This window comes from Phenylobacterium sp. (assembly GCF_035944335.1).
GTDB lineage: Bacteria > Pseudomonadota > Alphaproteobacteria > Caulobacterales > Caulobacteraceae > Phenylobacterium.
In genome coordinates, this window is the sequence record NZ_DASZBG010000072.1 from 1 (window position 1) to 25,795 (window position 25,795).

23 protein-coding genes and 1 pseudogene are annotated in these 25,795 nt (G+C 70.2%); 14 read left to right on the plus strand and 10 right to left on the minus strand.

Annotated features, from left to right (window positions below; translation table 11 throughout):
* The coding region (locus VGT80_RS11675; RefSeq protein WP_327455975.1) for a prolyl oligopeptidase family serine peptidase at positions 1 to 2,078 on the minus strand (2,078 nt) is incomplete at its 3' end.
* A gap of 179 nt (positions 2,079 to 2,257) precedes the next feature.
* Here VGT80_RS11675 and dnaN point away from each other — a divergent pair.
* A complete protein-coding gene (gene dnaN, locus VGT80_RS11680) occupies positions 2,258 to 3,376 on the plus strand; it encodes a DNA polymerase III subunit beta (RefSeq protein ID WP_327455977.1) in 1,119 nt (372 codons plus the stop codon).
* A 6-nt stretch (positions 3,377 to 3,382) separates the two neighbouring features.
* Here the strand turns inward: dnaN and VGT80_RS11685 are convergent, their stop codons facing one another.
* Positions 3,383 to 3,967 (minus strand): hypothetical protein, encoded by a 585-nt coding sequence (locus VGT80_RS11685; RefSeq protein WP_327455979.1) that lies wholly within the window; start codon positions 3,965 to 3,967, stop codon positions 3,383 to 3,385.
* Positions 3,968 to 4,035: 68 nt separating this feature from the next.
* Positions 4,036 to 4,284, minus strand: coding sequence for a zinc-finger domain-containing protein (locus VGT80_RS11690; protein WP_327456140.1), 249 nt, complete (start codon positions 4,282 to 4,284; stop codon positions 4,036 to 4,038).
* A 148-nt stretch (positions 4,285 to 4,432) separates the two neighbouring features.
* On the opposite strand from VGT80_RS11690, the gene VGT80_RS11695 reads away from it, so the two are divergent.
* On the plus strand, positions 4,433 to 5,383 hold the full coding sequence (locus VGT80_RS11695) for an ABC transporter ATP-binding protein (RefSeq protein ID WP_327455981.1): 951 nt from the start codon (positions 4,433 to 4,435) through the stop codon (positions 5,381 to 5,383).
* A gap of 4 nt (positions 5,384 to 5,387) precedes the next feature.
* Positions 5,388 to 5,879 carry a hypothetical protein gene (locus VGT80_RS11700; RefSeq protein WP_327455983.1) on the plus strand — a complete coding sequence of 164 codons (492 nt, stop codon included), beginning with the start codon at positions 5,388 to 5,390 and terminating at the stop codon, positions 5,877 to 5,879.
* Positions 5,880 to 5,900: 21 nt separating this feature from the next.
* On the opposite strand, the gene VGT80_RS11705 is transcribed toward VGT80_RS11700, so the two are convergent.
* Both VGT80_RS11705 and VGT80_RS11710 read right to left on the minus strand, forming a co-directional pair.
* Positions 5,901 to 6,653, minus strand: a complete 753-nt coding sequence (locus VGT80_RS11705; protein ID WP_327455985.1) for a creatininase family protein — start codon at positions 6,651 to 6,653, stop codon at positions 5,901 to 5,903.
* Between the two features lie 59 nt (positions 6,654 to 6,712).
* Complete coding sequence (locus VGT80_RS11710) at positions 6,713 to 7,195, minus strand: hypothetical protein (RefSeq protein ID WP_327455987.1); 483 nt, start codon at positions 7,193 to 7,195, stop codon at positions 6,713 to 6,715.
* Positions 7,196 to 7,338: 143 nt separating this feature from the next.
* On the opposite strand from VGT80_RS11710, the pseudogene acs reads away from it, so the two are divergent.
* The 6 genes and pseudogenes from acs to VGT80_RS11740 form a co-directional block, all read left to right on the plus strand.
* Positions 7,339 to 9,267, plus strand: a pseudogene (acs, locus tag VGT80_RS11715) (acetate--CoA ligase); the annotation flags it as partial.
* A 45-nt stretch (positions 9,268 to 9,312) separates the two neighbouring features.
* Positions 9,313 to 9,684, plus strand: a complete 372-nt coding sequence (locus tag VGT80_RS11720) for an AMP-binding enzyme (RefSeq protein WP_327456141.1) — start codon at positions 9,313 to 9,315, stop codon at positions 9,682 to 9,684.
* Positions 9,685 to 9,723: 39 nt separating this feature from the next.
* A complete protein-coding gene (locus VGT80_RS11725) occupies positions 9,724 to 10,299 on the plus strand; it encodes an SRPBCC family protein (protein ID WP_327455989.1) in 576 nt (191 codons plus the stop codon).
* Positions 10,296 to 11,276: a small ribosomal subunit Rsm22 family protein gene (locus tag VGT80_RS11730; protein ID WP_327455991.1), complete on the plus strand. Its 981-nt coding sequence runs from the start codon at positions 10,296 to 10,298 to the stop codon at positions 11,274 to 11,276. Before VGT80_RS11725 ends, VGT80_RS11730 begins: the two co-directional genes overlap by 4 nt.
* 74 nt (positions 11,277 to 11,350) lie before the next feature.
* Positions 11,351 to 12,334, plus strand: coding sequence for an NADP-dependent oxidoreductase (locus VGT80_RS11735; protein WP_327455994.1), 984 nt, complete (start codon positions 11,351 to 11,353; stop codon positions 12,332 to 12,334).
* Between the two features lie 95 nt (positions 12,335 to 12,429).
* Positions 12,430 to 15,273: a pitrilysin family protein gene (locus VGT80_RS11740; protein WP_327455996.1), complete on the plus strand. Its 2,844-nt coding sequence runs from the start codon at positions 12,430 to 12,432 to the stop codon at positions 15,271 to 15,273.
* Here VGT80_RS11740 and VGT80_RS11745 read toward each other — a convergent pair.
* From VGT80_RS11745 to VGT80_RS11755, 3 genes are all read right to left on the minus strand, one after another.
* Positions 15,215 to 16,579, minus strand: coding sequence for an Hsp70 family protein (locus tag VGT80_RS11745; RefSeq protein WP_327455998.1), 1,365 nt, complete (start codon positions 16,577 to 16,579; stop codon positions 15,215 to 15,217). The genes VGT80_RS11740 and VGT80_RS11745 overlap by 59 nt on opposite strands.
* Positions 16,580 to 16,671: 92 nt before the next feature.
* Positions 16,672 to 18,990, minus strand: coding sequence for an NADP-dependent malic enzyme (locus VGT80_RS11750; RefSeq protein WP_414693908.1), 2,319 nt, complete (start codon positions 18,988 to 18,990; stop codon positions 16,672 to 16,674).
* Positions 18,991 to 19,067: 77 nt separating this feature from the next.
* The gene (locus tag VGT80_RS11755; RefSeq protein WP_327456001.1) at positions 19,068 to 19,895 is read right to left on the minus strand and encodes a class I SAM-dependent methyltransferase; all 828 of its coding nucleotides are present in this window, start codon (positions 19,893 to 19,895) and stop codon (positions 19,068 to 19,070) included.
* Between the two features lie 100 nt (positions 19,896 to 19,995).
* Between VGT80_RS11755 and VGT80_RS11760 the strand changes: the two genes are divergently transcribed.
* The 5 genes from VGT80_RS11760 to VGT80_RS11780 all read left to right on the plus strand — a co-directional run bounded on the left by VGT80_RS11760 (position 19,996) and on the right by VGT80_RS11780 (position 23,805).
* On the plus strand, positions 19,996 to 20,331 hold the full coding sequence (locus VGT80_RS11760; RefSeq protein ID WP_327456002.1) for a metalloregulator ArsR/SmtB family transcription factor: 336 nt from the start codon (positions 19,996 to 19,998) through the stop codon (positions 20,329 to 20,331).
* Complete coding sequence (locus tag VGT80_RS11765) at positions 20,328 to 20,795, plus strand: SRPBCC family protein (protein ID WP_327456004.1); 468 nt, start codon at positions 20,328 to 20,330, stop codon at positions 20,793 to 20,795. Before VGT80_RS11760 ends, VGT80_RS11765 begins: the two co-directional genes overlap by 4 nt.
* Before the next feature lie 29 nt (positions 20,796 to 20,824).
* Entirely contained in the window at positions 20,825 to 21,478 is a 654-nt protein-coding gene (locus VGT80_RS11770) for a glutathione S-transferase family protein (protein WP_327456006.1), read from the plus strand.
* Positions 21,479 to 21,554: 76 nt separating this feature from the next.
* On the plus strand, positions 21,555 to 22,334 hold the full coding sequence (gene dapB / locus VGT80_RS11775; protein ID WP_327456142.1) for a 4-hydroxy-tetrahydrodipicolinate reductase: 780 nt from the start codon (positions 21,555 to 21,557) through the stop codon (positions 22,332 to 22,334).
* A gap of 16 nt (positions 22,335 to 22,350) precedes the next feature.
* Entirely contained in the window at positions 22,351 to 23,805 is a 1,455-nt protein-coding gene (locus tag VGT80_RS11780) for an amidase family protein (protein ID WP_327456008.1), read from the plus strand.
* A gap of 63 nt (positions 23,806 to 23,868) precedes the next feature.
* Here VGT80_RS11780 and VGT80_RS11785 read toward each other — a convergent pair whose 3' ends face one another.
* Positions 23,869 to 24,984 carry a hypothetical protein gene (locus VGT80_RS11785; RefSeq protein ID WP_327456010.1) on the minus strand — a complete coding sequence of 372 codons (1,116 nt, stop codon included), beginning with the start codon at positions 24,982 to 24,984 and terminating at the stop codon, positions 23,869 to 23,871.
* Between the two features lie 59 nt (positions 24,985 to 25,043).
* The gene (locus VGT80_RS11790; protein ID WP_327456012.1) at positions 25,044 to 25,703 is read right to left on the minus strand and encodes a helix-turn-helix domain-containing protein; all 660 of its coding nucleotides are present in this window, start codon (positions 25,701 to 25,703) and stop codon (positions 25,044 to 25,046) included.
* Positions 25,704 to 25,795 lie beyond the last annotated feature (92 nt).

Here is a 25,795-nt window from a genome sequence, read left to right on the forward strand (position 1 = left end):
AGGCCATGGCCGGCGTCGGTCTCGACCCGCAGGATCACCGGCTTGCCGGAGCTGGTGGCCTTCTGCAGGCGGGCGGTCATCTTCATGGCCTCCCAGGGCGCGACGCGCGGATCGGTCATGCCGGTGGTGAGCATCACCGCCGGATAGGCGACCCCGTCCTTCACGTGCTGATAGGCGTCCATTTCCAGGAGGCCCTTGAAACCGTCGCGGTCCTTGATCGTGCCGAACTCGGGGATGTTGGCGGGCCCGGCTTCCATGAACTCGAAGCGCGTGGCGTTGGAATCGCCCACCCGCACCACCGCCACGCCCAAGAGGCCCGGCGCCTCGGTGAGGAACTGCCCGACCATGATGCCGCCGGCCGAGGTGCCCTCGACCGCCAGTTTCGGCGAGTTGGTCCATTTGTTGGCGATCAGCCACCTGGCGGCGTCGATGCAGTCGCGCCAGGTGTGCGGCTTGGTGAGCTTCTGGCCGGCCTTGTGCCAGTCCTCGCCCAGTTCGCCACCGCCGCGCACGTGGGCCACGGCATAGACGCCGCCGAGGTCCAGCCACGGCAGGAAGCGCGGCGAGAAGCCCGGATCGATGTCGAGCGCATAGGCGCCATAGGCCTGCAGGTAGAGCGGCGCGGTCCCGTCGCGCTTCACGCCCTTGGCGTAGACGATGGACAGCGGCACCTTCACCCCGTCGCGCGCGGTGACCATAACCTCCTGGCTGGCGTAGCGGGAGACGTCGATGGGCGGCTTGGGCGCGATGTCGGTGACGGTGACGGCGCCGTCCGGGGCGCCATAGCAGAGCGCCGGCGGCCTCACCCAGCTGTCCAGCATGAACCAGCAGCCGTCCTGCAGAGGATCGGTCGAGAGCTGGCTGACCGTCCCCGGATAGGGGAGGCGCAGCGATTGCAGGCGGTCGTCGGGGGCCAGCCGGATCACCTTGCCGAGCCCGGCGTCGAGCGCCTGAACATAGACCGCGTCGCGGGCCGCCCCGAAGCCCTTCAGCACCATCCGGCTCTGCGGCACGACCTCCTTGGCGTCGGCCAGGCTCGGATTGGCGGCGCTGGTCTTCAGAAGGCGAAAACGCGGGGCGTTCTTGTGGGTCAGCAGGTAGAGGTCCTTACCGCGCATGCCGACGCCGGTGACGTCGTCGCTGAAGCTCGCCAGCGGGGACCAGCGCGGTCGCCCGGCGGCGACGCTGGCCAGAGGGGCCACGTGCGCCTCCACCTCGTTCAGCACGCCGCGCGCCACCAGCCCGATGGCGGCCTCGCAGCCCGCCTGCACCAGCACCACCGGCACGTCGATGTCCTGCATGACCACCGCAGGGTCGAGGCCGCGGGTCATCACCTTCAGGTCGGCCGAGGGTTCGGTCCCGAGTTTGTGCAGCCAGTTGACGCTGTCGGAATAGTGGTCGGGATCGCCGTGCTTGGTGCCTTCCTTCAGGCGCACGAAGAAGAAGCCAGAACCGTCGGGCAGCCACGACGGGCTGCCGAACTGCGCCCGGTCGATGCGCTCGGGCAGGGATTTGCCGGTGGCGGTCTCGATGATCTCGATGACCGAGTCCTCGGAGCCGGCCGGGGAGACGCCCACCAGCACGTGCCGGCCGTCCGGCGAGGCCGACCAGTAGTCGAGGGAATAGTGGGTCGAGGCGCTGGCCCGCAGGTCGGGATCGAGCAGCAGCCGGTCCTTGCCAGAGCGGCCTTCGCGCACGAACAGCTTGAAGGTGTTGGCGCCCGGCGGCCGCACCTCGGTGAAGATGTAGGCGCCGGCCGCCTGCACGGCGGTCACCGCGGTCAGCACGCCGGTGACCGCGCCGATCTTCTGCGCCAGCGCCTCGCGCCCGGGGATCGTCCCCAGAACCTGGCGCGCATGGGCGTTCTGGCCCAGCAGGAACGGCTTCCAGTCCGGATCGGTGGTGGTCTCCATCCAGCGGTAGGGATCGGTCAGCCGCACGCCGAAGATCTCCTCGGTCACGGGCTGCACCCGGGCGACGGGCGGCCCCCCCGCCGCCGCGGCGGCGAGCGCGGGCGCGCCCCCTGCCGCCAGGGCGGCGGAGCCCAACAGGATCTGTCTGCGGTCGAGTTGCGGCATCTGGTGGTTCCCCCCCTCTACGGTCCGATGGCGAGCCTCGCGCCCGGCGGCGCGAAGTCAAGTTAAGCAACCGCAACGATCCGCTTCCCCGGCCTCGCAAATCCGCTAATGTCCGAAGTCCCTTCCAGTCGGGGCGCAGGCGAAACGAATCGCCGCGCGGTGAAGTCCGGGACAAAGGCATGAAGCTGACGATCGAGCGGGCGGCGCTGTTGCGGGCCCTGGGGCACGTGCAAAGCGCCGTCGAACGGCGCAACACCATCCCCATCCTGTCCAACGTGCTGCTCTCGGCGGAGCACAACAAGCTGAGCTTTTCGGCCACGGATCTCGACATGGAGATCGTCGACGAGGCGCCGGCCCAGGTGGACCAGCCGGGCCAGATCACCGCGCCCGCCCACACCCTGTACGAGATCGTCCGCAAGCTGCCGGAGGGCGCCGACGTCTCGCTGTCCTTCACCGGAGAGGATCCGCGGCTGACGGTCCAGGCCGGCCGCTCACGCTTCAACCTGCCGGTGCTGCCGGCCGGCGATTTCCCGGTGATGAGCTCCGAGGGCCTGTCGGGCGACTTCACCCTCGACGTGGCCGACCTGATCCGCCTGGTGGACAAGACGCGCTTCGCCATCTCGGCCGAGGAGACGCGCTACTATCTGAACGGCATGTACCTCCACAGCGTCGTGGAGGACGGCTCCCAGAAGCTGCGCGCCGTCGCCACCGACGGCAGCCGCCTGGCGCTCGCCGACATGCCCGCGCCCGAAGGCGCCGTCGGCCTGCCGGGCGTCATCGTGCCGCGCAAGACGATCAGCGAGGCCCGGCGCCTGCTGGAGGACGCCGGCGAGAACGTGCAGCTGCAGATCAGCCCGCAGAAGGTGAAGTTCGGCTTCGGCGGCGCGTCCCTGACTTCCAAGGTCATCGACGGCAACTTCCCCGACTACGGCCGGGTGATCCCCAAGGACAACACCCGCTCGGTCAACGTGGACTCCAAGCTGTTCGCCCAGGCGGTCGACCGGGTGGCGACCATCTCGGCGGAGAAGAGCCGCTCGGTCCGGCTGGCCTTCGAGTCCGGCAAGGTGATCCTGACGGTCCGCAACATGGAGGCCGGCCAGGCGGTCGAGGAACTGGAAGTCGACTACGACGGCGACGCCTTCGAGCTGTCGTTCAACGCCCGCTTCCTCCTGGACATCACCGACCAGATCTCCGGCGAGACCATGGAGCTGCGCTTCGGCGGCCCCAACGACCCGGCCCTGGTGCTCGACCCGGCCGACGGCCTCGTCCAGTACATCCTGATGCCGCTGAGGGTCTAATCCGCCTTAGCGCTTGAGGAATGGCTGCGGCCGAACGCCCGGCGTCGGCCGATAGGTGAAATCGAAGCTCGGCGTCCAGGTGCGGCCGTCGTCGAACGAGGCCTCGCCCGCCTGCCGCACGGAGCCATCGGCGCCCGGCGTATAGGTCATCCGCACGATCCGGGCGCGTCCGTCGGGCAGGGGCCAGGGGCCGGTCAGCACCATGGCCTGGCCGTCCCAGCCGCCCTTGAACTCGGCCCGCGCGCCCGAGGAATCCACCCAGGTCTGCCGCCAGGCGTGCTCGGCCGGCACATAGCTGGAGATGCTGCCACCGTCCGCCTTCTGTCCGATCGGCGCCCAATGCTCGAGGATCGCGCAGCCGGCGTAGGCGCTGGTGATCTGGCTGTGCGCGATCACCTTGGTCGCCCCGGTCGCCGTGACGTTCCACGAGCCCACCCAGAAGCTGAACTGGCGATGCGCGGCGTCGACGCAGGGCGAGGGCGGCGAGGGTCTGTATGGCGCGTGATTGGCGGGCGGCGGAAGCGGCAGGCTCTGCGCCGAGACGACGGCGGGCAGGGCGATCAGCGCCGCGGCGAATGTGGATCGGATCATCGGCATCTCCCCAGACGAGGGGACGCTAGGCGCAAGGCGGCCACTCGGCCAGTGAAGCCTAGGACAGGTTAGTGCCCGTGCGGGCCCTCATAGACCCCGGGCGCCAGGCGTTCGTCCTCCGCGCCGCTCGCCCCCCTGACCAGCACGAAGCGGCGGTCGCAGTAGGGGCATTCGACGAAATCGGCCTCGCCCATCTCCAGCCAGACCCGCGGGTGGCCGAGCGCGCCGCCGACTCCGTCGCAGGCCACCCGGCCCGAGCGGACTTCGACGATCTCCGGCGCCGGCAGATCGGGCGTCAGCGCGGGCTGGGCCGGCATCGGTTCGGGCCGCGTCTGGGCCTTGGCGCCTTGGTTGCGAACGACACGAGCCATGGGATGTCCTCAACTGCGGTCCCCGGCTTGGCGCGAGGGGCGCGCGCGCCTACCTAGGCGAGGCGGTCTCGCGCCGTCAACGACTGGAGAGCCCATGGACCTGCCCGACTACGCCATCGAAGCCAAGGGCCTGGTCAAGACCTATGCGGCGACCAAGACGACGCCGGAGATGCAGGCGCTGAAGGGCATCGACCTGGCGATCCCGCGCGGCTCGATCTTCGGCCTCCTCGGCCCGAACGGCGCCGGCAAGTCGACCTTCATCAACATCCTTGCCGGCCTCTGCAAGAAGACCTCCGGCCAGGTCACCATCTGGGGCCGCGACATCGACGAGCGGCCCAGGGACGCCCGCGCCGCCATCGGGGTGGTGCCGCAGGAGATCGCCGCCGACCCCTTCTTCACCCCGCGCGAGAGCCTGGAGGTGGCGGCCGGCATGTACGCCGTGCCCGCCAGGGAGCGGCGGACCATGGAGCTGCTCACCGCGCTCGGTCTCGCCGACAAGGCCAACGCCTACGTCCGTCAGCTCTCCGGCGGCATGAAGCGCCGCCTGATGGTCGCCAAGGCCATGGTGCACAATCCGCCGGTGCTGATCCTCGACGAGCCCACCGCCGGCGTCGACGTGGAGCTGCGCCGCCAGCTCTGGAACTATGTGCTGGAGCTGAACCGCAAGGGGGTGACCATCGTGCTCACCACCCACTATCTGGAAGAAGCCCAGGAGCTCTGCGACCAGATCGCCATCATCAACCGTGGCCAGGTGGTGGCCTGCGAGTCGACCAGCTCGCTCTTGCGCCGCATGGACACCCGCAAGGTGCTGGTGACGCCGGAGGAGCCGGTGGCGGCGGCGCCGGCCCTGCCGGGCTTCGACACCCAGCTCATGCCCGCCGGCGGCTTCTCGGTGACCTATCGGACCGGCCAGTCCAGCGTCGAACAGGTGCTGGCCGCGATCCGCAAGACCGGCCTCCACATCAAGGACATCTCCACCGAGGACCCGGACCTCGAGGATGTGTTCGTGAGCCTGACCTATGCGGCGGAGGAGGCCGCGAATTAGGCTCATGCGATCGCGGGAAGGCATTTGTCTGATCTTATCCAGCGCAACTCTTGCGCTTCTGTTGGCTGCCTGCGGCGGTGATCTCGCCACCCGGCTTTGCCGGGCCGATCGCTTCTTCTGCGCCGATGAAGCGCAATGGCCAGAGGAGGCGAGGCATCTCTCGCCAATCGCGCTCTACGTTCTCGATGAAAAGTATTCCCGCATTGTGCGCGAAAGTGATGGAAGCTTCGTGCTCGACCGGGAACTGGCGTCCCGCGGGCAAGCCGCGGTCGACGCCATTCTCGTTCGTACTGAATCAGAGCGGGAGGTCGACACCTACCTGCTCGTCGATGTGCTGGATCAAGTGCGGTGGGCGTCCAAGGTGGACATCTGCCAGTCCAGCGTCAGGGAAAGAGCTCACACCGTCCTCGGTCGTTCCGCGCTTCAGGATCTGTATGGCCTTGCGCCGGATGAGCGGATCAAGCTGTTCGACGCGCTCTGCTCCCTGCAGAAATGAACGGTCCTAAGGGTCCGCCAATCAGGCCGGCGCGACCTCGGCGCTGAACGCGGCCACGTCTTCCACCAGGCCGGCCACCGCCGCGGCGACCAGCTCACCGCCCTTTTCCGGCGTGGCCTGACCGGGATCGGACCCCATGCGGCCGTCCGGATAGCGGGCGCGGAAGTCGAGCGCCTCGCGGATCGGGCCGGTGGGAGCGACCTGCGGGGCGTAGTTCGCCGCCTTGATGGCGTCCGGATAGGCCCATTGGGTGACCGCGATCTCCGAGGGCGTGGCATGGCTGCCGTGGCCGCTGGGGAACTGCCGATTGGCCAGCGCCATCACGCCGCGCAGCTCCCACCAGTTCTTCAGCTTGCAGGCGAAGCCGCGGTGGGTCTGGCGGTAGGTCGCCTCGGCATAGAGCTCGGAAAACGCCGCCTCGATGGTGGCGACATTCCCGCCGTGGCCGTTCAGGAAATACATCCGCTCGAAGCCGGCGAGGCCCAGGCTGCGGCACCAGTCGCCGATCGCCGCCATGAAGGTCGAGGGTCGCAGCGCGATGGTGCCCGGGAAGCCCAGGTGGTGCTGCGCCATGCCGATGTTGAAGGTCGGCGCCACCAGCAGGTCCGGATTCGTCTTCTGCGCTTCGTGGGCGATGATCTCCGGGCACAGCCAGTCGGTGCCCAGCAGGCCGGTCGGCCCGTGCTGCTCGTTGGAGCCGATGGGGATGACCACCGTCTTCGAGCGCTTCAGGTAGTCCTCGATCTCCATCCAGGTGGAGAGATGCAGCAGCATGGAGCCGTCCTCAGGTCGGGCCCCCGCCATACCGCATCCCTGCCCGGCAGGAGGAGGGATTATTTCTTCACCGGAGCCGGCGGGATCGCCACCACCACGTCGCCGGCCGGCATGGACACCAGCCGCCAGCCGCCCGGCTCGTGGGCGAAGGTCAGGAGGCAGGCTTGTTGCGGCGTGAGGTCGTGCAGGCAGACCCGGTCCTTGCCGGTCGACTTTAGCACCGGCGTCAGCTGCGCGAGGCTCGGCGCGCCGGGGGGCGACAGCTTGATCGCCTGCGGGCCGATCATCCGGTCGAGCGCGAAGTCGGAGGGGCCGCCGACGTCCAGGCCGTTCGCGCGCGCCACGCCGATCATCTGCTGGCGCAGGTCGGCGCGCAGGGCGGGGCGGTCTATGGCCTCTTCGAAGGCCTTGGCGTCGCCGCTGGCCGTGGCGGCGAGCAGGGCCTGGACCGTCTTGCCGGCATCCCGTTCGGGAGTCCCGCCGCACCCCTGCGCCGTCACCATCAGGGCGCCCAGCGCCGCTGCCCGAAGCCACCGAACCATCGGCGCGACCATGGGGGCGCCCGTCCGCGGCGGCAAGCGGCCTGGGCGGGCCGTCCACAGCTCAAGGGCGCCTGGCGTGGCTTGCACCCATCCCCCCGCTCCGCATACTGCTCGGCGACACTGTTTTCGGGGAGTACGGACCCATGTCGGACGAGGTGTTCCCGGTTCTGCCGGCCTGGGCGAAGCGCGCCCACATGGACGCCGCCGCCTATGACGCCGCCTGCCAGCGCGTCGAGGACGACCCGCAGGGCTATTGGGCCGAGCTCGCGGGGCGCCTCGACTGGATCAAGCCGCCGACGCAGATCAAGGACGTCTCGTTCAACAGGGACGACTTCCACATCCGCTGGTACGCCGACGGCGTCCTCAATGTCTCGGTCAACTGCGTGGACCGCCACCTCGCCAAGCGCCGCGAGCAGGTGGCGCTGATCTGGGAGAGCGACGACGGCGAAAGCTACGACGCGCTCACCTACGGCCAGCTGCACGCCGAGGTCTGCCGGATGGCCAATGTGCTGAAGGCCAAGGGCGTCAAGAAGGGCGACCGGGTGACCATCTACCTGCCGATGATCCCGGCGGCGGCGGTGGCCATGCTGGCCTGCGCCCGGATCGGGGCGGTGCACTCGGTGGTGTTCGGCGGCTTCTCGCCCGACAGCCTGTCGGGCCGCATCCAGGATTGCGCCTCGAAGATCGTGATCACCGCCGACGAGGGGTTGCGCGGCGGCAAGCCGGTGCCCCTGAAGCTCAACGTCGACGAAGCCCTCAAGGCCTGCCCGGACGTCACCGACGTGATCGTGGTGCGCCGCACCCGCGCCGAGGTGCCGATGAAGGCCGGCCGCGACGCCTACTATTCCGACCTCAAGGCCAGCGTCTCCGACACCTGCGATCCGGAGCCGATGAGCGCCGAGGACCCGCTGTTCATCCTCTACACCTCGGGCTCGACCGGAAAGCCCAAGGGCGTGCTGCACACCACCGGCGGCTATCTGGCCTGGGCCAGCTGGACCCACGAGGTGGTCTTCGACTATCGGCCCGGCGAGGTCTTCTGGTGCACCGCCGACGTGGGCTGGGTGACCGGCCACAGCTATGTGGTCTACGGGCCGCTGGCCAATGCGGCCACCTCGGTGATGTTCGAGGGCGTGCCCAACTATCCGACCTCCTCGCGGTTCTGGGAGGTCTGCGACAAGCACGCGGTGGAGATCTTCTACACCGCCCCGACCGCCATCCGCGCCCTGATGCGCGAGGGCGACGCGCCGGTGAAGAGGACATCGCGCAAGTCCATCCGCCTGCTGGGCACCGTCGGCGAGCCGATCAATCCGGAGGCCTGGCTCTGGTACCACCGCGTGGTGGGCGAGGAGCGTTGCCCGATCGTCGACACCTGGTGGCAGACCGAGACCGGCGCGACCCTGATGAGCCCGCTGCCCGGCGCGACGCCGCTCAAGCCCGGCTCCTGCACCAAGCCGCTGCCGGGCGTGAAGCCGCAGCTGGTCGACGGCGATGGCAAGGTCCTGGAGGGCGCGACCAACGGCAACCTCTGCCTGACCGATAGCTGGCCCGGCCAGATGCGCACCGTCTATGGCGACCACCAGCGCTTCATCGACACCTATTTCACCACCTATCCCGGCAAGTACTTCACCGGCGATGGAGCCCGCAGAGATGCGGACGGCTATTATTGGATCACCGGGCGGGTGGACGACGTGATCAACGTCTCCGGCCACCGGCTGGGCACCGCCGAGATCGAGAGCGCCCTGGTCGGCCACCACGACGTCGCCGAGGCCGCGGTCGTCGGCTATCCGCACGATATCAAGGGCCAGGGCATCTACTGCTTCGTGACGCTGAAGGCCGATGTGGAGCCGTCGGACATCCTGCGCGCGGATCTGCGGGGATGGGTGCGGCGCGAGATCGGGCCCTTCGCGGCGCCCGACGTCATCCAGTTCGCGCCGGGCCTGCCCAAGACCCGGTCGGGCAAGATCATGCGCCGCATCCTGCGCAAGATCGCCGAGGACGACCTTTCCAATCTCGGCGACACCTCGACGCTGGCGGACCCCTCGGTGGTCGACGACTTGGTCAGGAACCGCGCCGCGCGCCGCGGCGACGAGCAGATCCGCTCCGGCGGCAAGACGCTGATGGCGCCGGACCTGGAAGCCGTGCTGCGGGCCCATGGCGCCATCGCCGACGCCGCGGTGATCGGCGTGGCCGGCGCGGGCGCCGATGAGGCGATCCACGCCTTCGTCCAGCTGGAGCCCGACGAGGTCGCGACCGACGTGCTGCAGGCCGACATCAAGGGCTTTGTGCGCCGCGAGGTGGGGCCGCACGCCGTTCCCGCCGTCGTGCAGTTCGTTCGCGGCCTGCCGAAGACCCCCGCGGGCGAACTGGTCCGGCCGCTGCTTCGCAAGATCGCCGAGGGCGACGTCAAGGACCTGGGCGACACCTCGGGCCTGGCCGATCCCTCCGTGGTCGACGATCTGGTCAAGAACCACGCGCCGGCCGAGGCCTAGCGAAGACAGGTGCGCCCGGCGGCCAGCCTCGGTGTTCGCATGGGTTCCGCGCTCGCGCTGCTGGCATCCCTGACGACCGCGTCGGCCGCCGGCGCCGTCGAGATTTCGCCGCGCGAACAGGCCGTGCTCGACCGGGGCCGCGCCTATGTAGAGGTGCGCTCCGATCCCGACGGGGTTTCAGGCCTGATCCGCGCGGCCATCGACATCGCCGCGCCGCCGGAGGTGGTGTTCAAGGTGATCACCGACTGCGACCTGGCGCCGAAGATGGTCGACAGCCTGAAGAGCTGCCGCATCGTCGAACGCGATCCCGCCGGCCGCTGGGACGTGCGCGAGGAAATCAGCAAGATGACCTTCGTGCCCTCGGTGAGGAACGTGTTCCGCTCCGACTACGAGCCGCCGGAACGGGTCCGCTTCCATCGGGTCGGCGGCGACCTGATGGTGTTCGAGGGCGAGTGGCGGATCGAGCCGCATGGCGCCGGCTCGCGGGTGTTCTACGAGAACCGGGCGGGCGCCCCGTTCCGGGTGCCGGGCTACCTGGCGCGGATCGCCCTGCGCTTCGAGGTGCCGCAGGCGCTGCAGGCTCTGCGGCGCGAGTCCGTGGCCCGCGTGCGATGAACCGCGACCTGCCGGCGGCCCTGCGCGCCGCCCTGGCCCGCGAGCTGGAGGGCGTCTCGCGCCGGGACCTGGCGAGCCGCGCCACCCGCACGTCGGAGGCCTACCGCGCCGGCCGGGGCTCGGCGGAGGTGATCCGATCGCCAGAGGATGCGCTGGCCTATGCCCTGGTCCGCCTGCCGGCGACCTACGCGGCCTGCGCGGCGGTGTTCGACGAGGCGCGGCGGATGGCGCCGGGCTTTGCGCCGCGCAGCCTGCTGGACGCCGGCTCCGGTCCGGGCGCGGCCAGCTGGGCGGCGACGGAGACCTGGCCGCAGCTCGCCTCCGCCGCCTGGCTCGACGCCAGCGCGCCCTTTCTGGACCTCGCCGCGCGGCTGGCGCGCGACGGCCCGACGGCGCTGCGAGATGCCGAGGTCCTGCGAACAGACCTCGCGGCGGGCCGTGTCGGCGCCCCGGCCGACCTCGTGGTGGCCAGCTACGCCCTGGCCGAGATCAAGCCCGCCGCCCAACGCGACGTGGTCCACGCCCTGTGGACCGCCTGCCAGGGCGTGCTGGCCCTGGTCGAGCCCGGCACGACGGCAGGCTTCCAGCGCATCCTGGCCGCGCGCGACGCCCTGATCGCCGCCGGCGCCGAGCTGCTGGCGCCCTGCCCGCACGCCGCGGCCTGCCCGCTCGCGGCCCCGGACTGGTGTCACTTCAGCGTCCGCCTGCCGCGCAGCCGCGACCACTTGGCGACCAAGGGCGCCGAAGTCCCCTTCGAGGACGAGAAATTCGCCTATCTGATCGCCGCGCGCCCGGGGATCGCCGGCGCCGCCCGCAGCGCCCGCGTGCTGGCCGCGCCGCGCGTCTCCAAGGGCGGGACCGTCTTCAAGCTCTGCGGCGCGGAGGGCCTCGCGGCGCGCACCGTCGTCCGCCGCGACAAGGCCGCCTACGCCGCCGCCCGTCGGCTGCGCTGGGGCGACGCCTGGCCCGGCCGCTGAGCGAGGCCGCTGGCGCAGGCGCCGGTCGCGCGCCACAGTGACGCCATTGCCTCGATCATGTCCGGAGACCTCCCATGCCCAAGAGCCGTGAGATCCATCTCGTGCAGCGCCCCAGCGGCGCGCCGAGCCCCGCGGACTTCGCTCTGGTGGACCGCGATGTGGCCGACGCCGCCGACGGCGAGGTGCTGGTCGAGAACCTCTACATGTCCGTCGATCCGGCCATGCGGCCGAGGCTCACGGCCGGCCAGGCGTTGAACGAGGCCATGATGGGCGGGGCGCTGGGCCGCGTCGTGCAGTCGAGGCACGGCGACTTCAAAGTGGGCGACCTGGTCACCAACCGCCTGGGCTTCCGCGAATTCTTCACCTCCGACGGCAAGGGGCTGACCAAGCTCGAGCCCGATCCCGATCTGCCGTTGACCGTCCACATGCACGTGCTCGGCATGACCGGCTTCACCGCCTACGGCGGCCTGCTGCACATCGGCCAGCTCAAGGATGGCGAGCAGGTGTTCGTCTCCACCGCGGCCGGCGCCGTGGGATCGGTGGCGGCGCAGATCGCCAAGCTCAAGGGTTGCTATGTGGTGGGCTCCACCGGCGCCGACGACAAGGCCCGCTGGCTGAAGGACGAAGTCGGATTGGATGCCGTGATCAACTACAAGAAAGAGCCGATCCGCCAGGCCCTGGAGGCGGCCACGCCCAAGGGCGTCGATGTCTATTTCGACAACGTCGGCGGCGACCACCTGGAGGCGGCGCTGCGGCGCATGAACACGCTCGGGCGCATTCCCGTCTGCGGCTTCATCTCGGGATACAACTCCGGCCACTCGGTGGTCTCGAACCTGTCGAACATCATCTATTCGCGGGTGACCCTGCGCGGCTTCGTGGGGACCGACTTCATGCACGCTTATCCCGACTTCCAGCGCGACATGCGCGGCTGGCTGAAGGCGGGCCGCATCAAGTATCAGGAGACGGTGAGGGACGGCATCGCCGCCGCGCCCGACGCGCTGATCGGTCTGATGGCCGGCCAGAACACCGGCAAGATGCTGGTCAAGCTGGCGGGCTGAAACCGGCGGCCAGGCGCAGGTGACACAGCCGTAAGCTTTCCCCGCCGCGGCGCGGTGCTATGGGTTGCGGCTCTCGCCAGATCGGGAACGCGCGCATGCTTCGTCACGTCTTCGCCGCCGGCCTCGCGGCGGCTCTCGCGCTCACCGGCGCGGCGGCCGCAGCCCAGACCGCCGGGCCGCCGCCCGCCTCGGCGACGCACGTCCCGCCGATCGGCTTCAAGACCCAGCGGCTGGCCAACGGCCTGCTGGTGATCAGCTCGCTCGACCGCACGACGCCCAACGTCACGGTGCAGGTCTGGTACGGCGTCGGGGCGAAGAACGATCCGGCCGGCCGCTCGGGTTTCGCCCACCTTTTCGAACACCTGATGTTCAAGGCCACCAAGGACCTGCCGCCCGAGAGCTTCGACCGCCTGACCGAGGACGTCGGCGGGGTGAACAACGCCTCGACCTACGACGACTTCACCAACTATTTCGAGGTCGTCCCGGCCAACCACCTGCAGCGGCTGCTGTGGGCGGAGAGTGAGCGGATGGGCGCGCTCGTGGTCGATCCGGCCAACTTCAAGTCGGAGCGCGCCGTGGTCGAGGAGGAGCTGCGCCAGCGCGTGCTGGCCGCGCCCTACGGCCGGCTGTTCAGCCTCTATGTGCCGGCCGCCACCTACAAGGCGCACCCCTATCATCGCTCCTCGATCGGCTCGATCCAGGACCTGGAGGCCGCCACCGTCGACGACGTGCGCGCCTTCCACCAGGCCTACTATCGGCCCGACAACGCCGCCCTGATCGTGGTCGGCAACTTCGATCCGCGTGAGCTCGACGCCTGGGTCGCCAAATATTTCGCGCCGCTGAAGCATCCGGCCGCGCCGGTCAAGCGGGTCACCGTGGTGGAGCCGCCGCGCGCGGGCCCTGGCGTGTATGACGGCTACGGCCCGACCGTGCCCCTGCCCGCCGTGGTGATCACCTGGCTTGGCCCCAAGGCCGCTGACCCGGACGCCCCGGCGCTCAAGGTGCTCGATCAGATCCTCTCGGGCGGCAAGTCGTCCCGGCTCTACGACACCCTGGTGTACGACAAGCGGATCGCCACCGAGATCTATTCCAACGCCGACCTGCCGCAACAGCCGGGCAGCTTCATGGTGGGCGCGGTCATGGCCTCCGGCCACGGCATCGAGGAGGGCGAGAAGGCCCTGTTGGCCCAGGTCGGGCAACTGCGCGCCGCCCCGCCGACCGCGGCCGAGCTCGAGACCGCCAAGACCGAGCTGATCGCCGGCAAGCTGCGGGAGCGCGAGACCATCGACGGCCGCGGCTTCGCGCTGGGCTATGCGCTGCGCATCCAGGGCGATCCGGCCAAGGCCAATAGCGAGCTCGCCGACCTTTCCGCCGTCACCGCGGCCGACGTCCAGCGCGTGGCGCAGAAATACCTCGACCCCGACCGGCGCATGACCATCCGCTACCGCGCCGAGAGCGCCCGGCCGAAGGGCGCGCCCATCCCGCACGAGCCCGCGCCGCCCAAGCGGGTGGTGAAGTATGCCGGCCCCGTCTTCCAGCTCGCTCCGCCGGCCCAGCGGCTCAAGCCGCCGCCGATCGGCGCGCCGGTCCAGCCAATCCTCCCCAAGCCCACGGAGCGCACCCTCGCCAATGGCCTGCGGGTGATCGTGGCGCGCTCCTCGGACCTGCCGCTGGTCACCGCGGACCTGACCGTCAAGACCGGCGCCTGGGCCGATCCGCCGGGCCTGGCGGGCGCGACGGACATGACCGCCGACATGCTGACCGAGGGCACCAGGACCCGCTCGGCCCGCGAGATCGCCCGCCAGGTGGAGGCGTTGGGCGCGACCCTGGAATCCGGGGCCGGCCTCGAGGCCTCGTCGGTGACCCTCAACGTCATGCCCGACAAGCTGGCCGCCGCCATGCCGATCATGGCCGACGTGACGCGCAACCCCGCCTTCGCCGCGGAAGAGCTGGATCGCCAGCGGCAACTGGAGCTCGACAGCCTGTCGGTCGCCTACCAGGAACCTGGCCAGGTGGCGGGCTTCGCCGCCGATCCGGTGATCTTTGCCGGCACCCCGTTCGGCCATGTGGCGGGCGGCACGCCGGACTCGCTGGCCCGCCTCAAGCCCGCGGACCTCGTCGCAATCCACCGCGCCTGGTTCCGGCCCGACAATGCGGTCCTGGTGTTCACCGGCGACATCGCGCCGGAACGGGCTTTCGCTTTGGCGCAGCAGGCTTTCGGCGACTGGGCCCGTCCCGCCGAGCCGTTGCCCCCCGCGCCGGTCATCCGGCCCAATCCGACGGCGCGCGCCATTGCCATCGACCTGCCCGGCACGGGCCAGGCCTCGGTCAACCTGGTGAAGCCGGGCATCGCCCGCTCGGACCCGCAGTACTACACCGGGATCGTCGCCAACACGGTGCTGGGCGGGGGCTATTCGGCGCGGCTGAACGAGGAGATCCGCGTCAAGCGGGGCCTGTCCTACGGGGCCTCCTCGCGCCTCACGGCCGACCGCACCACCGGCGCCTTCCGCGCCACGGCCCAGACCAAGAACGAGTCCGCGCCGCAGGTGCTGGATCTGATCCAGGATGAGATGCGCAAGCTGGCCGCCGCCCCGCCGACGGTCGAGGAGCTGAAGGCCCGCAAGTCGGTGCTGGTGGGCTCCTTCGGCCGTTCGCTCGCCACCACCGGCGGCCTGGCCGACATCCTCGGCAACCTGGCGCTCTACGGCGTGCCCCTGGACGAGATCACCCGCTACACCGCGAACGTGGAGGCGGTGACGCCGGTCGAGGTGCAGGGCTTCGCCGGCCGGATCCTGTCGCCAGACGGGGCGAGCGTCGTGGTCGCCGGCGATGCGAAGGCCTTCGCGGCCGCCCTGAAGGCCAAGCTCCCAAACCTGGAGGTCATCCCGGTGGATCAGCTCGACCTGGGAAGCCCGACGCTCCGGAAGGCTTCGAACTAGACGTCCAGCGCGACAGGTCGCGTTCGCGGCCGATCAGGGCCAGGCCCGAGGCGATGGATTCCAGTTCCGCGCCGGTTTCGATCCTCTCGGGCGCAAACCGCCGGTGGAAGATGGCGCGCACGGCCGGAACCAGGGACGAGCCGCCGGTCAGGAACACCCGGTCGATGCCGCTGGGCGGCAGCGTGGCGTCGGCCAGCGCGCGGTCGACGGCGGCCTCGATCTGCGCCAGCTCCGGGGCGATCCAGCCCTCGAATTCCGCGCGCGTCACCGCAGCCGCGATGTGGATGGAGCCGGCCTCGAAGCGGAAGTCGGCGTGCTCGCGGACCGACAGTGTCTCCTTCAGCCGCGAGACCGCGCGGTAGAGCTGGTAGCCGTAGTTCTCGTCCAGGGTCTCGATCAGCCGGGCGATCTTCTCCGGCTCGACCGCGGCGCGGAGCAGGCCGCGGATCTCGCGCATGTCGCGGCTGGCGCGCATCAAGGCCAGCTGATCCCAGCGGGCGAAGGCGGAATAGTATCGATTGGGAACAGGCAATACCTTGCCGTAGGAGGTGTAGCTCGAGCCCTTGCCCATGGCCGGCGAGACCAGCCGGTCGAGGATCCGGTAGTCGAAGGCGTCGCCGGCCACGCCCACGCCCGCCCGCCCGAGCGGCGTCGAGCGGATCTCGCCCGCCCCCTCTCCGGTTTTTGGGCGCTCGAAGCGGATGATGGAGAAGTCGCTGGTGCCGCCGCCGAAGTCGCCGACCAGCACGGTGGCGTCACGGTCGAGCGTGCGGGCGAAGAAGAAGGCCGCGCCCACCGGCTCGTAGGCATAGAGCACCTCGGTGAACCCCATCCGCCCAAAGGCCGTGTCGTAACGCGACAGCGCCAGGGGCTCGCTGGGCGCCGCGCCCGCGAAGGTCACCGGCCGGCCGACGATCACCCGGCCGGGCAGCTCGGCCATGTCGGGACCGGCGTATTCCCGCATCTTCAGCAGGAAGGCCGAAAGCAGGTCTTCGAACCGATAGCGACGCCCCAGGACCTGGGTCTCGGTGAAGCTCTCGGCGGCCGCGAAGCTCTTGAACGACTGGATGAACCGAGTCTCGACCGGATCCTCCACATAGGCCTCGATGGCCCAGGGCCCGGCCGCCACCTGGCGATCCGAGGGCCGTTCCGGCGGGGCGTTGAAGGAGAGGCAGGAGCGGAAGGCGAACAGTTCCCCTTCCGGGGCCGGGAACCTCGCCAGGTGCGCCGGCCCGTCCGGGCCGGCCAGGGCCACGACCGTGTTGGTCGTGCCGAAGTCGATGCCGAGACTGAAAGCCGAACTCATCGGAAGCGCTCCTGGCGGGGAGGGGACGGCGATCGCCCGCTTCCCCTTTTCCGGCGCGCGACCTCAACTCAGAAGGCGTGTCGCCATCTGCATCAGAGTTCGGCCTCGGCCAGGGGGCGCTCATAGGCGCATACCGTGGCCATCTGCAGGATCTTCGAGACGTTGGCCGACAGCGGGCAGATCTGCACCGCGCGCTCCAGGCCCAGCAGGATTGGGCCGATCACCGTCGCCCCGCCCAGGGTCTTGATCAGCTGGGTGGAGATGGCCGCCGAGTGGATGGCCGGCATGATCAGCACATTGGCGGGGCCCGACAGGCGCATGAACGGATAGTTGGCGCGGCCCTCCGGCTCGAGCGCGATCTCCGGCGGCATCTCGCCCTCGTACTCGAAGTCGATGTCGTCCATCTGGTCGAGCATGGCGACCGCGTCGCGAACCTTCTCCGACCGCTCGCCCATGGGATTGCCGAAGGTCGAATAGCTCATGAAGGCGACGCGCGGCGTGTAGCCCAGGGTGCGCACGGCGCGGGCCGCCTCGCAGGCGATCTCGGCCAGATCGGCGGCCTCGGGCATCTCGGTGACATTGGTGTCGGCGATGAAGATGGTGCGGCCCTTGGCCAGCACCACGCTCATGCCCAGCACCCGGCCGGCCGGCGCCGGGTCGATGACCCGCAGCACCTCTTCCAGCACCTGGTCGAAGGCCCGGGTGACGCCTGTCACCATGCCGTCGGCGTGGCCCAGCGCCACCATGGCGGCGGCGAAGGAGTTGCGGTCCTGGTTGATCAGCCGCTGCACGTCGCGGCGCAGGTAGCCTTCGCGCTGCAGCCGGGCATAGAGGTGGTCGACGAAGGCCTCGTTCCAGTGCGAGAGCCGCGCGTTGACGATCTCCAGCTTGGCTTCCGCGGGATCGAGGCCCACGAGCTGCATGTTCTCATGCACCAGCTCCTCGCGGCCTACCAGGATGGCGTCGCCGAGCCCGCCGGTCTGGAAGGCGTAGGCCGCGCGGATCACGCTGGGCTCCTCGCCCTCGGCGAAGACGATGCGCTTCTTCGGCCCCGCCAGCACCGCGCCTTGCAGCTTCTGCAGGAAGGCGGCCGTGGGATCGAGCCGCTGGGCCAGCGACGCGCGATAGGCGTCCATGTCCTCGATCGGCTTGCGCGCGACCCCGGTGTCCATGGCCGCCTGGGCGACGAACGGCGGGATGTACCAGATCAGCCGCGGATCGAAGGGCGTCGGGATGATGTACTCCGCCCCGAACTTCAGCTGCAGGCCGTGGTAGGCGGCGGCCACCTCGTCGGGCACGTCCTCGCGGGCCAGCTGCGCCAGGGCGTTGGCGCAGGCGATCTTCATCTCCATGTTCACCTGCCGGGCCCGCACGTCCAGGGCGCCGCGGAAGATGTAGGGGAAGCCCAGGACGTTGTTCACCTGGTTCGGATAGTCGCTCCGGCCGGTGGCCACGATGGCGTCGGGACGCACCGCATAGACCTCTTCGGGGGTGATCTCCGGGTCGGGATTGGCCATGGCGAAGATGATCGGCTTGGGCGCCATCTTCTTCACCAGCTCGCCGGTCAGCGCGCCCTTCACCGACAGGCCGATAAACACGTCGGCGCCCTCGAGCGCCTCGGCCAGGGTGCGTTTGTCGGTGTCGACCGCATGGGCCGACTTCCACTGGTTCATATCCTCGCCGCGGCCGCGGTACAGAACCCCCTTGCGGTCGACGGCGATGACGTTGCCGTGCGCCACGCCCATGGCCTTGATCAGCTCCAGGGTGGCGATGCCGGCCGCGCCCGGGCCGTTCAGCACCACCTTCACGTCCTTCAGCTTGCGGCCGGTGATCTCGCAGGCGTTGATCAGGCCGGCGGCGCAGATGATCGCCGTGCCGTGCTGGTCGTCGTGGAACACCGGGATGTCGAGGAGTTCCTGCAGCTCCGTCTCGATGCGGAAGCACTCGGGGCTCTTGATGTCCTCGAGGTTGATGCCGCCAAAGGTGACGCCGATGTTCTTGACCACCGTGATGATCTCGTCGGGGTCGGTGGCCAAGACCTCGATGTCGATGGCGTCGACGTCGGCGAAGCGCTTGAAGAGTACGCCCTTGCCCTCCATCACCGGCTTGGCGGCGAGCGCGCCGAGGTTGCCGAGCCCCAGGATCGCCGTGCCGTTGGAGATCACCGCCACCAGATTGCCCTTGGAGGTATATTCGTAGGCGTCGTCCGGGTTCTTGGCGATCGCCAGCACCGGGGCTGCGACGCCTGGCGAATAGGCCAGCGACAGGTCGCGCTGGGTCGCCATCGGCTTGGTCGCCGCGATAGCGATCTTCCCCGGCGTCGGCTCGCGGTGGAACGCGAGGGCCTCCTCATCGGTGAAGGTGCGTTTTTCGGCGTCGCTCATGGCGGCGGCGGTGTCCTTGGGCGTCATCCGGGCGTGGAAGCGGCCACCTATAGAGAGCCCGGCCTTTTCAAACAACCTTCACCCTGGGGACGGACGGCCGCCGCTCAGAGCTTGCGTCCGATCAGCACGTCCTGCGAGTGCAGCGGCGCGGTCGACCACTGGCCGTCATAGCGGGCGACGATCTCCAGCCCGAGCGCCTCGAACAGGGCGGCGATTTCGGCGTCGTCGTAGGCGATGGCGGCTTCCGGCAGGCTGGCGTCCTCCGCCCAGTAGCCGTCGCCGCGGTGCCGGAAACTCAACACGCCGCCGCCCCGCTCCACCTCGGCGCGGCGCGTGGGGCTCATAAGGTAGTAGGAGATGGCGCAGCGCGCGCCCGGCTTCATCACACGCGCCACCTCGCCCAGGTAGTTGGCCATGTCGTCCGGCATCAGGTGGGTGAACACCGAACCCAGGAACACCAGGTCGAAGGCCGAGTCGGCGTAGGGGAAGACGAAGGCGCTGGCCTGGGCTGCGCCGCCCTTGCGATAGCGCCGGCTCTTCACGTCGACGAGCTGGAAGCGGAAGTTGGGATAGGCTGCGAAGGCCCGCCGGCACCAGGCGATCACCGGCGGCATGATGTCGAAGCCGTCGTAGCCGCCGCGCGGCGAAAGATAGCCGCTCAGCGCGACCGCCAGCCGGCCCAGGCCGCAGCCCACGTCCAGCACGCGGTCGTCGGGGGTCATGCCCTGCTCGATCAGCCATTCGCGGAGCAGGTCGCCGGAGCCGTGGAAATCCATCCGGCCGCTGCCGATCAGGTGCCACAGCCGCCGGGGCGGGGTCAGGGGCCGGCGCCGGCCGGAGGCCCATTCGGCGGCGTCGACCAGACTGCCGCGGGCGAACTCATAGGCGGTGCGCCCCAGCTGGCGGACGGCGGGCGGCAGGGCTCTCTTCAAGGGCGCGGCGCTCATGCGCGGCTAGGTAGCGTCGCGGAGGGCCGGGCGGCAATGGCGGTCGGCGCTTGACTCACGTGTTAGTCCAGGCTTACGGTAAGTGATGGCTAACGCCAATCAAACCAAGAACGCTTTCGCGGCCCTGGCCGATCCCACCCGGCGCGAGGTGTTCGAGCGCCTCGCGCAGGGCCCGCGCTCGGTGGGCGAGCTGGCGAGCGACCTGCCGGTCAGCCGGCCGGCGGTGTCGCAGCATTTGAAGGTGCTCAAGGACGCGGGTCTGGTGACCGACCGACCGGAGGGCGCGCGCCGCGTCTACCAGATCGATCCGCAGGGGCTTGGGCAGATCCGCGCCTGGCTCGACCGCTTCTGGGACTCCGCCCTGGAAGCCTTCAAGGCCGAGGCCGAAAAAGACGACGACGACGAGGAGGACGAAGCTTGAGCCAGACCATCACCCCGGCGGCGATCCGCAAGACCCTGGAGGTCCGCGCGACGCCGGCCAAGGCGTTCCAGGTGTTCACCGCCGGTATCGACCGCTGGTGGCCGAAGACCCACACCATCGGCAAGGCGCCGCTGAAGCAGGCGGTGATCGAACCCCGCGCCGGCGGCCGCTGGTACGGCGTCGACGTCGAGGGCGGCGAGGACGACTGGGGCGAGGTGCTGGCCTGGGAGCCGCCCGGCCGGCTGCTGCTCGCCTGGCGGATCAACGGCGAGTGGGCCTGCGATCCCTCCGTGCACACCGAGGTGGAGGTGATCTTCACCGATCTCGGCGCCGGCCGCTGCCGCGTCGACTTCGAGCACCGCGACCTGGCCAATCTGGGCAAGGGCGCCGAGACCGCCGCCGCCAGCATGGACAACGGCTGGGGGAGCATCCTCGACCTCTACAAAACCGCCGCTGAATCCTGACCCCACACCTCAACCGCAGGAGGACGACCATGTCGCAAGTGACCATCTACGGAATTCCCGGCAGCCCCTATGTGCGCATCCCGATGCTGGCCTGCGAGGAGAAGGGGGTCGCCTACACCCTCGTGGCCCTCGGCTTCGGCGACCAGAAGTCGCCCGAGCACCTGGCCCGTCAGCCGTTCGGCCGCGTGCCGGCGGCGGATATTGACGGGTTCCAGCTGTTCGAGGCCCAGGCGATCATCCGCTACATCGACCAGGTGTTCGAGGGCCCCAGCCTGGTCCCGGCCGATCCCAAGGCGCAGGCGCGGATGAACCAGGTGATGGGCATCGTCGACTGCTACGTCATGCCTTCGCTGAGCGCCGGCATCGGCTTCAACCGGATCGTCGCCCCGATGGTCGGGCGACCGGTCAACGAGGCTGCCGTGCAGGCCGCGATTCCCCTGGCGCGCACCTGCCTGAAGGCGCTGGAGGACATCCTCGGCGGCCAGCCCTATTTCGCCGGCGACCGGATCTCGCTCGCCGACATCATGGCGGTGGCGCATCTCGACATGGTCCCGGCCTCGCCCGAGGGCGCCGAGTTGATCGCCGGCTCGCCGCTGCTCGCCTGGCTCGACCGCATGAACGCCCGCCCAGGCGTCGCCAAGACCTCCATGCGCAAGATGATGAACCTGCCCGAGCCGGCCTGACGCGCAGAACCCATTGACCCGGCCGCCTCCCTCGCGAGAGTAGCGAACACGTCCGCGACGCCCGGGGGAGGCGAACCTGAGCCAGCCGTTGAAGATCGCCGTGGCCGGCGCGCTCGGGCGCATGGGCCAGGCCGTGGCCGCCATGGTCCAGGCGGACGCGGGGCTTTCGCTCACCGCGCGGTTCGATCGGCCGGGCGCCGAAGGCGCGGGGCTGGTCAGCCAGGACGAGGCCCTGGCGCTCGCCGAGGTGGTCATCGACTTCACGACGCCCGCCGCCTCCGTGGCCCTGGCTCAGGCCGTCGCGGCGCGCGGTGGGCCGGCCCTGGTGATCGGCTCGACAGGCCTCGACGCCGATCAGGCCGCGGCCATCGACAAGGCCGGGGCGAAGGTCGCCATCGTGCGCGCCGGCAACTTCTCGCTCGGCGTCAACATGCTCATGGGCCTGGTCGAACAGGCCGCCCGCGCCCTGCCGGCCGCCGACTACGACATCGAAATCTTCGAGGCCCACCACAGCCGCAAGGTCGATGCGCCCTCCGGCACGGCCCTGATGCTGGGCGAGGCCGCCGCCCGCGGCCGCGGCGTCGAGCTGGCGAAGGTCGCCAAGCGCGGCCGTGACGGAATCACCGGCGCCCGCAGGACCGGCGACATCGGCTTCGCCAGCCTGCGCGGCGGCGACATCATCGGCGAGCATGCGGTGATCTTCGCCGCCCAGGAGGAGATCCTGACGCTCTCCCACTCCGCCCGCGACCGCGGCCTGTTCGCCCGTGGCGCGCTGGCCGCCGCCCGCTGGGCCGCCGGCAAGCCGCCGGGCGCCTACGACATGCGCGACGTGCTGGGCTTCACAGAGCGCCGATGACGGGGGAGCGTTAGCCATGGCCGACGTCCTCGAGCTCGACGCCGCAGGTCAGATCGCGGCCCTGTCGGCCAAGCGGGTTTCGGCGGCGGAACTGCTGAAGATCGCCATGACCCGCCACGAGCAGACCCACGGCCTCCTGAACGCGGTGGTGATGGCCGACCCCGAAAGGGCCATGGCGCGGGCCCGCGCCATCGACGACCTGCGCATGAAGGGCGAGCCGCTGGGGCCGCTCGCGGGCCTGCCGATGACGGTCAAGGACACCCTCGACGTGGCCGGCATGGCGGCGTCCTCCGGCCTGGAGAGCCTGCGCCGCCGCCAGGCCGACGACGCCACCGCCGTCGCCGCAGCCCGCGCCGCCGGCGCGGTGATCTGGGGCAAGACCAATGTGCCGGTGATGGCCGGCGACTGGCAGACCTTCAACGGCCTCTACGGGGTGACCAACAATCCGTGGGACGTGGCGCGCACGCCGGGCGGCTCCTCCGGCGGGGCGGCCGCGGCGCTCACCGCCCGCATCACCGCCCTGGAGATCGGCTCCGACATCGGCGGCTCTCTGCGCGTCCCCGCCAGCTTCTGCGGCGTCTTTTCCCACAAGCCGACCTGGGGCCTCGTCGCCCAGCACGGACACGTGCCGCCGCATCCGGGCTCCTGGGTGGAGCGCGATCTCAATGTGGTGGGCCCGATGGCCCGCTCGGCCCGCGACCTGCGCTTGCTGCTTTCGATCATCGCCAGCGGCTCGGTGGCGCCCAAGGCTCCGCCGGCGGAGCTGAAGACCGCACGCATCGCGCTGTGGCTCGACGAGCCGATGTTCCCGCTCGACCCGCAGCTGCGCACGGTGCTGCTGGCGCTGGCCAACGAGCTCGCCGCCGCCGGGGCCGAGGTGACGCCGATGCCGACGCCGGTCGACGCCCGCCAGCTGATGGTCAGCTACCACACCCTCTTGGGCGGCGTGCTCGGCGAGGACCTGCCGCCCCAGGTGCTACGCCAGATGCAGATGATGCGGCCCTTCGCGCGCCTGGCGGTGAAGCGCGGCTCCGACCCCATGTCGCCCTCGGCCATGGCGCTCGCCTACACCGCCACCCACCGCGAGTGGATGGAGGCCGACGCGGTCCGCTGCCGGCTGAAACACGAGATCGGGGCGCTGTTCGAACGGTTCGACGCGGTGCTGGCGCCGATCACCCCGGTGACGGCCTTCCCGCACGACCATCGGGCCTTCCAGTCGCGCGCCCTCGGCCTCTCGACCGGCGAGGTGATCCCCTACAATTCCATGCTGAGCTGGATCGCGCTGGCCACCGCGCTCGGCCTGCCGGCGACGGCGATCCCGGCCGGCCGCACCGCGGCGGGCCTGCCGGTCGGCGCGCAGCTGATCGGCCCGGTGGGCGGCGACGCCCGCACCTTGGCCTTGGCCCAGGCCATCGACGAGAACCTCCGCGGCTTCGCCGCTCCGGGCGCGCTCACCGAGGTACGGGCCTAGGCCTCGAAAAAGGGCGCGGCTACGAAGCAGCCGCGCCCGTGATCGTCGCAGCGGGGTGCTGGCCTAGTGGGCGCCGCCCTTGGTCCCCTTGGCCGGCGCCGTGGGGGCCGGCGCGACCGGGGCCGGCTTGGCGGCCGCCGCGGCGGCTTCCTGCTCCGCCCGGCGTGCGCCGCCGAGCATGCCGGGGAGCGCATAGTTGCCCTCGTGGCAGGCGTATTCGTAGAGCTGGCCCTTGAGCGCGCCGAACTCGTACTCGCCGCCCCAGGGCTTGTCCCAGGTGTCCGGGTCGTCGACCGTGAACTGGTAGAGCAGCCGGCCCGGCCCCACGCGGGTGAAGCGCTCGGTCACCTTAAGGTTCTTCCAGGACCCGGCGAAGTTCATCTTCTCGGGGATGTTGGTGGTCTCGACCACCAGGGTGTCGCCCTCCCAGTGGCCGATCGAGTCGCCCATCCACGGCCGCACGCCGTCGGTGCGGTGCGTCGAGTTCAGGCGGATGACGCGCAGGTCGTGCACCATCTCCACGTCGATGGCCACGTAGTCCGGCGTTTGGATGATCTGGTAGTTGTTGTTGTAGAAGCCGTTGGGGAACATCGGCGGTCCGGCGTTGCGGCCGAAGCCCATGATGCAGCGCTCGCCAAGCGAGCGGGTCTCGTAGCTGTCGAACGAGCCCATGCCGCCGTAGCGCTGCATGCCGCCCGCGCCGCCGCCCTTGCGCGGCGGGAACTGGCCGTTCGCCGTGGTCAGCAGCGAGGTGCGCGGCTCGCCGTGCACCCGCATCACCTGCGAGCCCGGGTCGAGCCAGCCGATGTTGTAGCCGCCCACGTCGCCGCCGGCCGCCGCGAACTCGGGACGCACGTTCTTGTCGACGCCCTTTTGCACGCCGGCGTTCGGATCGGTGGGCTTGTTGCCCTCCGCGAACTCCTTGGCCATGCCGGCTTCTTCGGCCTTCACCGCGTCCGGCGGCATGACCAGCTGGGTCCCGTACTTCGGGTTGCGGGTCATGGGCGTCAGCGTCGCGTTGGTCCAGTTGCCGGACAGGTCCGGCTGGCCGAACGCATTGCGCGGAGCCTTGAACGGCGCGGCGGCCCTGGCCGGGGCGGCGGTGGGCGCCGCGGCGGCATAGGCCAGCGGCGCGGCGCACAAGGCAGTCGAGAGGACAAGAAGGGCGGCGCGTTTCAAAGGAGGCTCCCGAAGAATGACTTTGGCGCGGAAATATCCGGGCTGTTTATCCGCCAATTTTACGACCGGTATGTCGCCGCGGCAATGTTTGGCCGCCGGGGTGCGTCGATCGCGCCCGCCCGGTCGGCCGCCGCCTGGGCGGGATCCAGCGCCGCCGGCGGCTGTCGCTTCAAGGCCGCTGTGGGGGTGAGCACGGTCCGCTCGATGATCTCGGCCATGGTGTCGCGATCCACGGTTTCGCGGTTGCGGAGCCACCAGGCGAGCAGGTTCAGGATCGCCGAGACGACATGGAACAGGACCAGATCGTCGAGCGGGCCCTCAGGCGCCGTCGGCCGCGCGCCGGCCACCGTCTCCATGGCCTGGCGCAGCATGCCGGCCCGCACCGTCTCTCCCGCGCCCCCGGCGATCAGCGCCTGATGGATCGGCAGGTGGGCCTCCACATAGGCGCAGAGGCTCCTCGCCGCCCCCAGCCGGTCGCGCTGTCGCAGCAGTGGCGCTACCTGCCGCAGGAAGTCGCGGGTGAGCACGTCGGCCACGTCGGCCAACAAGGCTTCCTTGTCGGCGTAGTGACGGAAGAAGGTGGCGTAGCTGACGCTGGACCGCTCGGCGATGGCGCGCACGGTGATCGCCTCCAGCGGCCGCTCGGCCGCCAGGTCCACCATCGCTTGCCGAAGCGCCTCGCGCGTCCGCACCACCCGCGCGTCGGCCGTCATTGACATGGATCACGACCCATCAGTTATGATACACACTATCTCGTAACTGGCGTGTAGAAGCCAGGGTTAGAATACCGCGAGCGGGCGGGGCCGGGGGC

What these genes read in the sequence shown, in the direction of transcription:
- dnaN (WP_327455977.1), top strand. Translation starts at nt 2,258, where the DNA reads ATGAAGCTGACGATCGAGCGGGCGGCGCTGTTGCGGGCCCTGGGGCAC.
- VGT80_RS11685 (WP_327455979.1), bottom strand. Translation starts at nt 3,967, where the DNA reads ATGATCCGATCCACATTCGCCGCGGCGCTGATCGCCCTGCCCGCCGTC.
- VGT80_RS11690 (WP_327456140.1), bottom strand. Translation starts at nt 4,284, where the DNA reads ATGCCGGCCCAGCCCGCGCTGACGCCCGATCTGCCGGCGCCGGAGATC.
- VGT80_RS11695 (WP_327455981.1), top strand. Translation starts at nt 4,433, where the DNA reads ATGGACCTGCCCGACTACGCCATCGAAGCCAAGGGCCTGGTCAAGACC.
- VGT80_RS11700 (WP_327455983.1), top strand. Translation starts at nt 5,388, where the DNA reads ATGCGATCGCGGGAAGGCATTTGTCTGATCTTATCCAGCGCAACTCTT.
- VGT80_RS11705 (WP_327455985.1), bottom strand. Translation starts at nt 6,653, where the DNA reads ATGCTGCTGCATCTCTCCACCTGGATGGAGATCGAGGACTACCTGAAG.
- VGT80_RS11710 (WP_327455987.1), bottom strand. Translation starts at nt 7,195, where the DNA reads ATGGTTCGGTGGCTTCGGGCAGCGGCGCTGGGCGCCCTGATGGTGACG.
- VGT80_RS11720 (WP_327456141.1), top strand. Translation starts at nt 9,313, where the DNA reads ATGGCGCCGGACCTGGAAGCCGTGCTGCGGGCCCATGGCGCCATCGCC.
- VGT80_RS11725 (WP_327455989.1), top strand. Translation starts at nt 9,724, where the DNA reads ATGGGTTCCGCGCTCGCGCTGCTGGCATCCCTGACGACCGCGTCGGCC.
- VGT80_RS11730 (WP_327455991.1), top strand. Translation starts at nt 10,296, where the DNA reads ATGAACCGCGACCTGCCGGCGGCCCTGCGCGCCGCCCTGGCCCGCGAG.
- VGT80_RS11735 (WP_327455994.1), top strand. Translation starts at nt 11,351, where the DNA reads ATGCCCAAGAGCCGTGAGATCCATCTCGTGCAGCGCCCCAGCGGCGCG.
- VGT80_RS11740 (WP_327455996.1), top strand. Translation starts at nt 12,430, where the DNA reads ATGCTTCGTCACGTCTTCGCCGCCGGCCTCGCGGCGGCTCTCGCGCTC.
- VGT80_RS11745 (WP_327455998.1), bottom strand. Translation starts at nt 16,579, where the DNA reads ATGAGTTCGGCTTTCAGTCTCGGCATCGACTTCGGCACGACCAACACG.
- VGT80_RS11750 (WP_414693908.1), bottom strand. Translation starts at nt 18,990, where the DNA reads ATGACGCCCAAGGACACCGCCGCCGCCATGAGCGACGCCGAAAAACGC.
- VGT80_RS11760 (WP_327456002.1), top strand. Translation starts at nt 19,996, where the DNA reads ATGGCTAACGCCAATCAAACCAAGAACGCTTTCGCGGCCCTGGCCGAT.
- VGT80_RS11770 (WP_327456006.1), top strand. Translation starts at nt 20,825, where the DNA reads ATGTCGCAAGTGACCATCTACGGAATTCCCGGCAGCCCCTATGTGCGC.
- VGT80_RS11780 (WP_327456008.1), top strand. Translation starts at nt 22,351, where the DNA reads ATGGCCGACGTCCTCGAGCTCGACGCCGCAGGTCAGATCGCGGCCCTG.
- VGT80_RS11790 (WP_327456012.1), bottom strand. Translation starts at nt 25,703, where the DNA reads ATGTCAATGACGGCCGACGCGCGGGTGGTGCGGACGCGCGAGGCGCTT.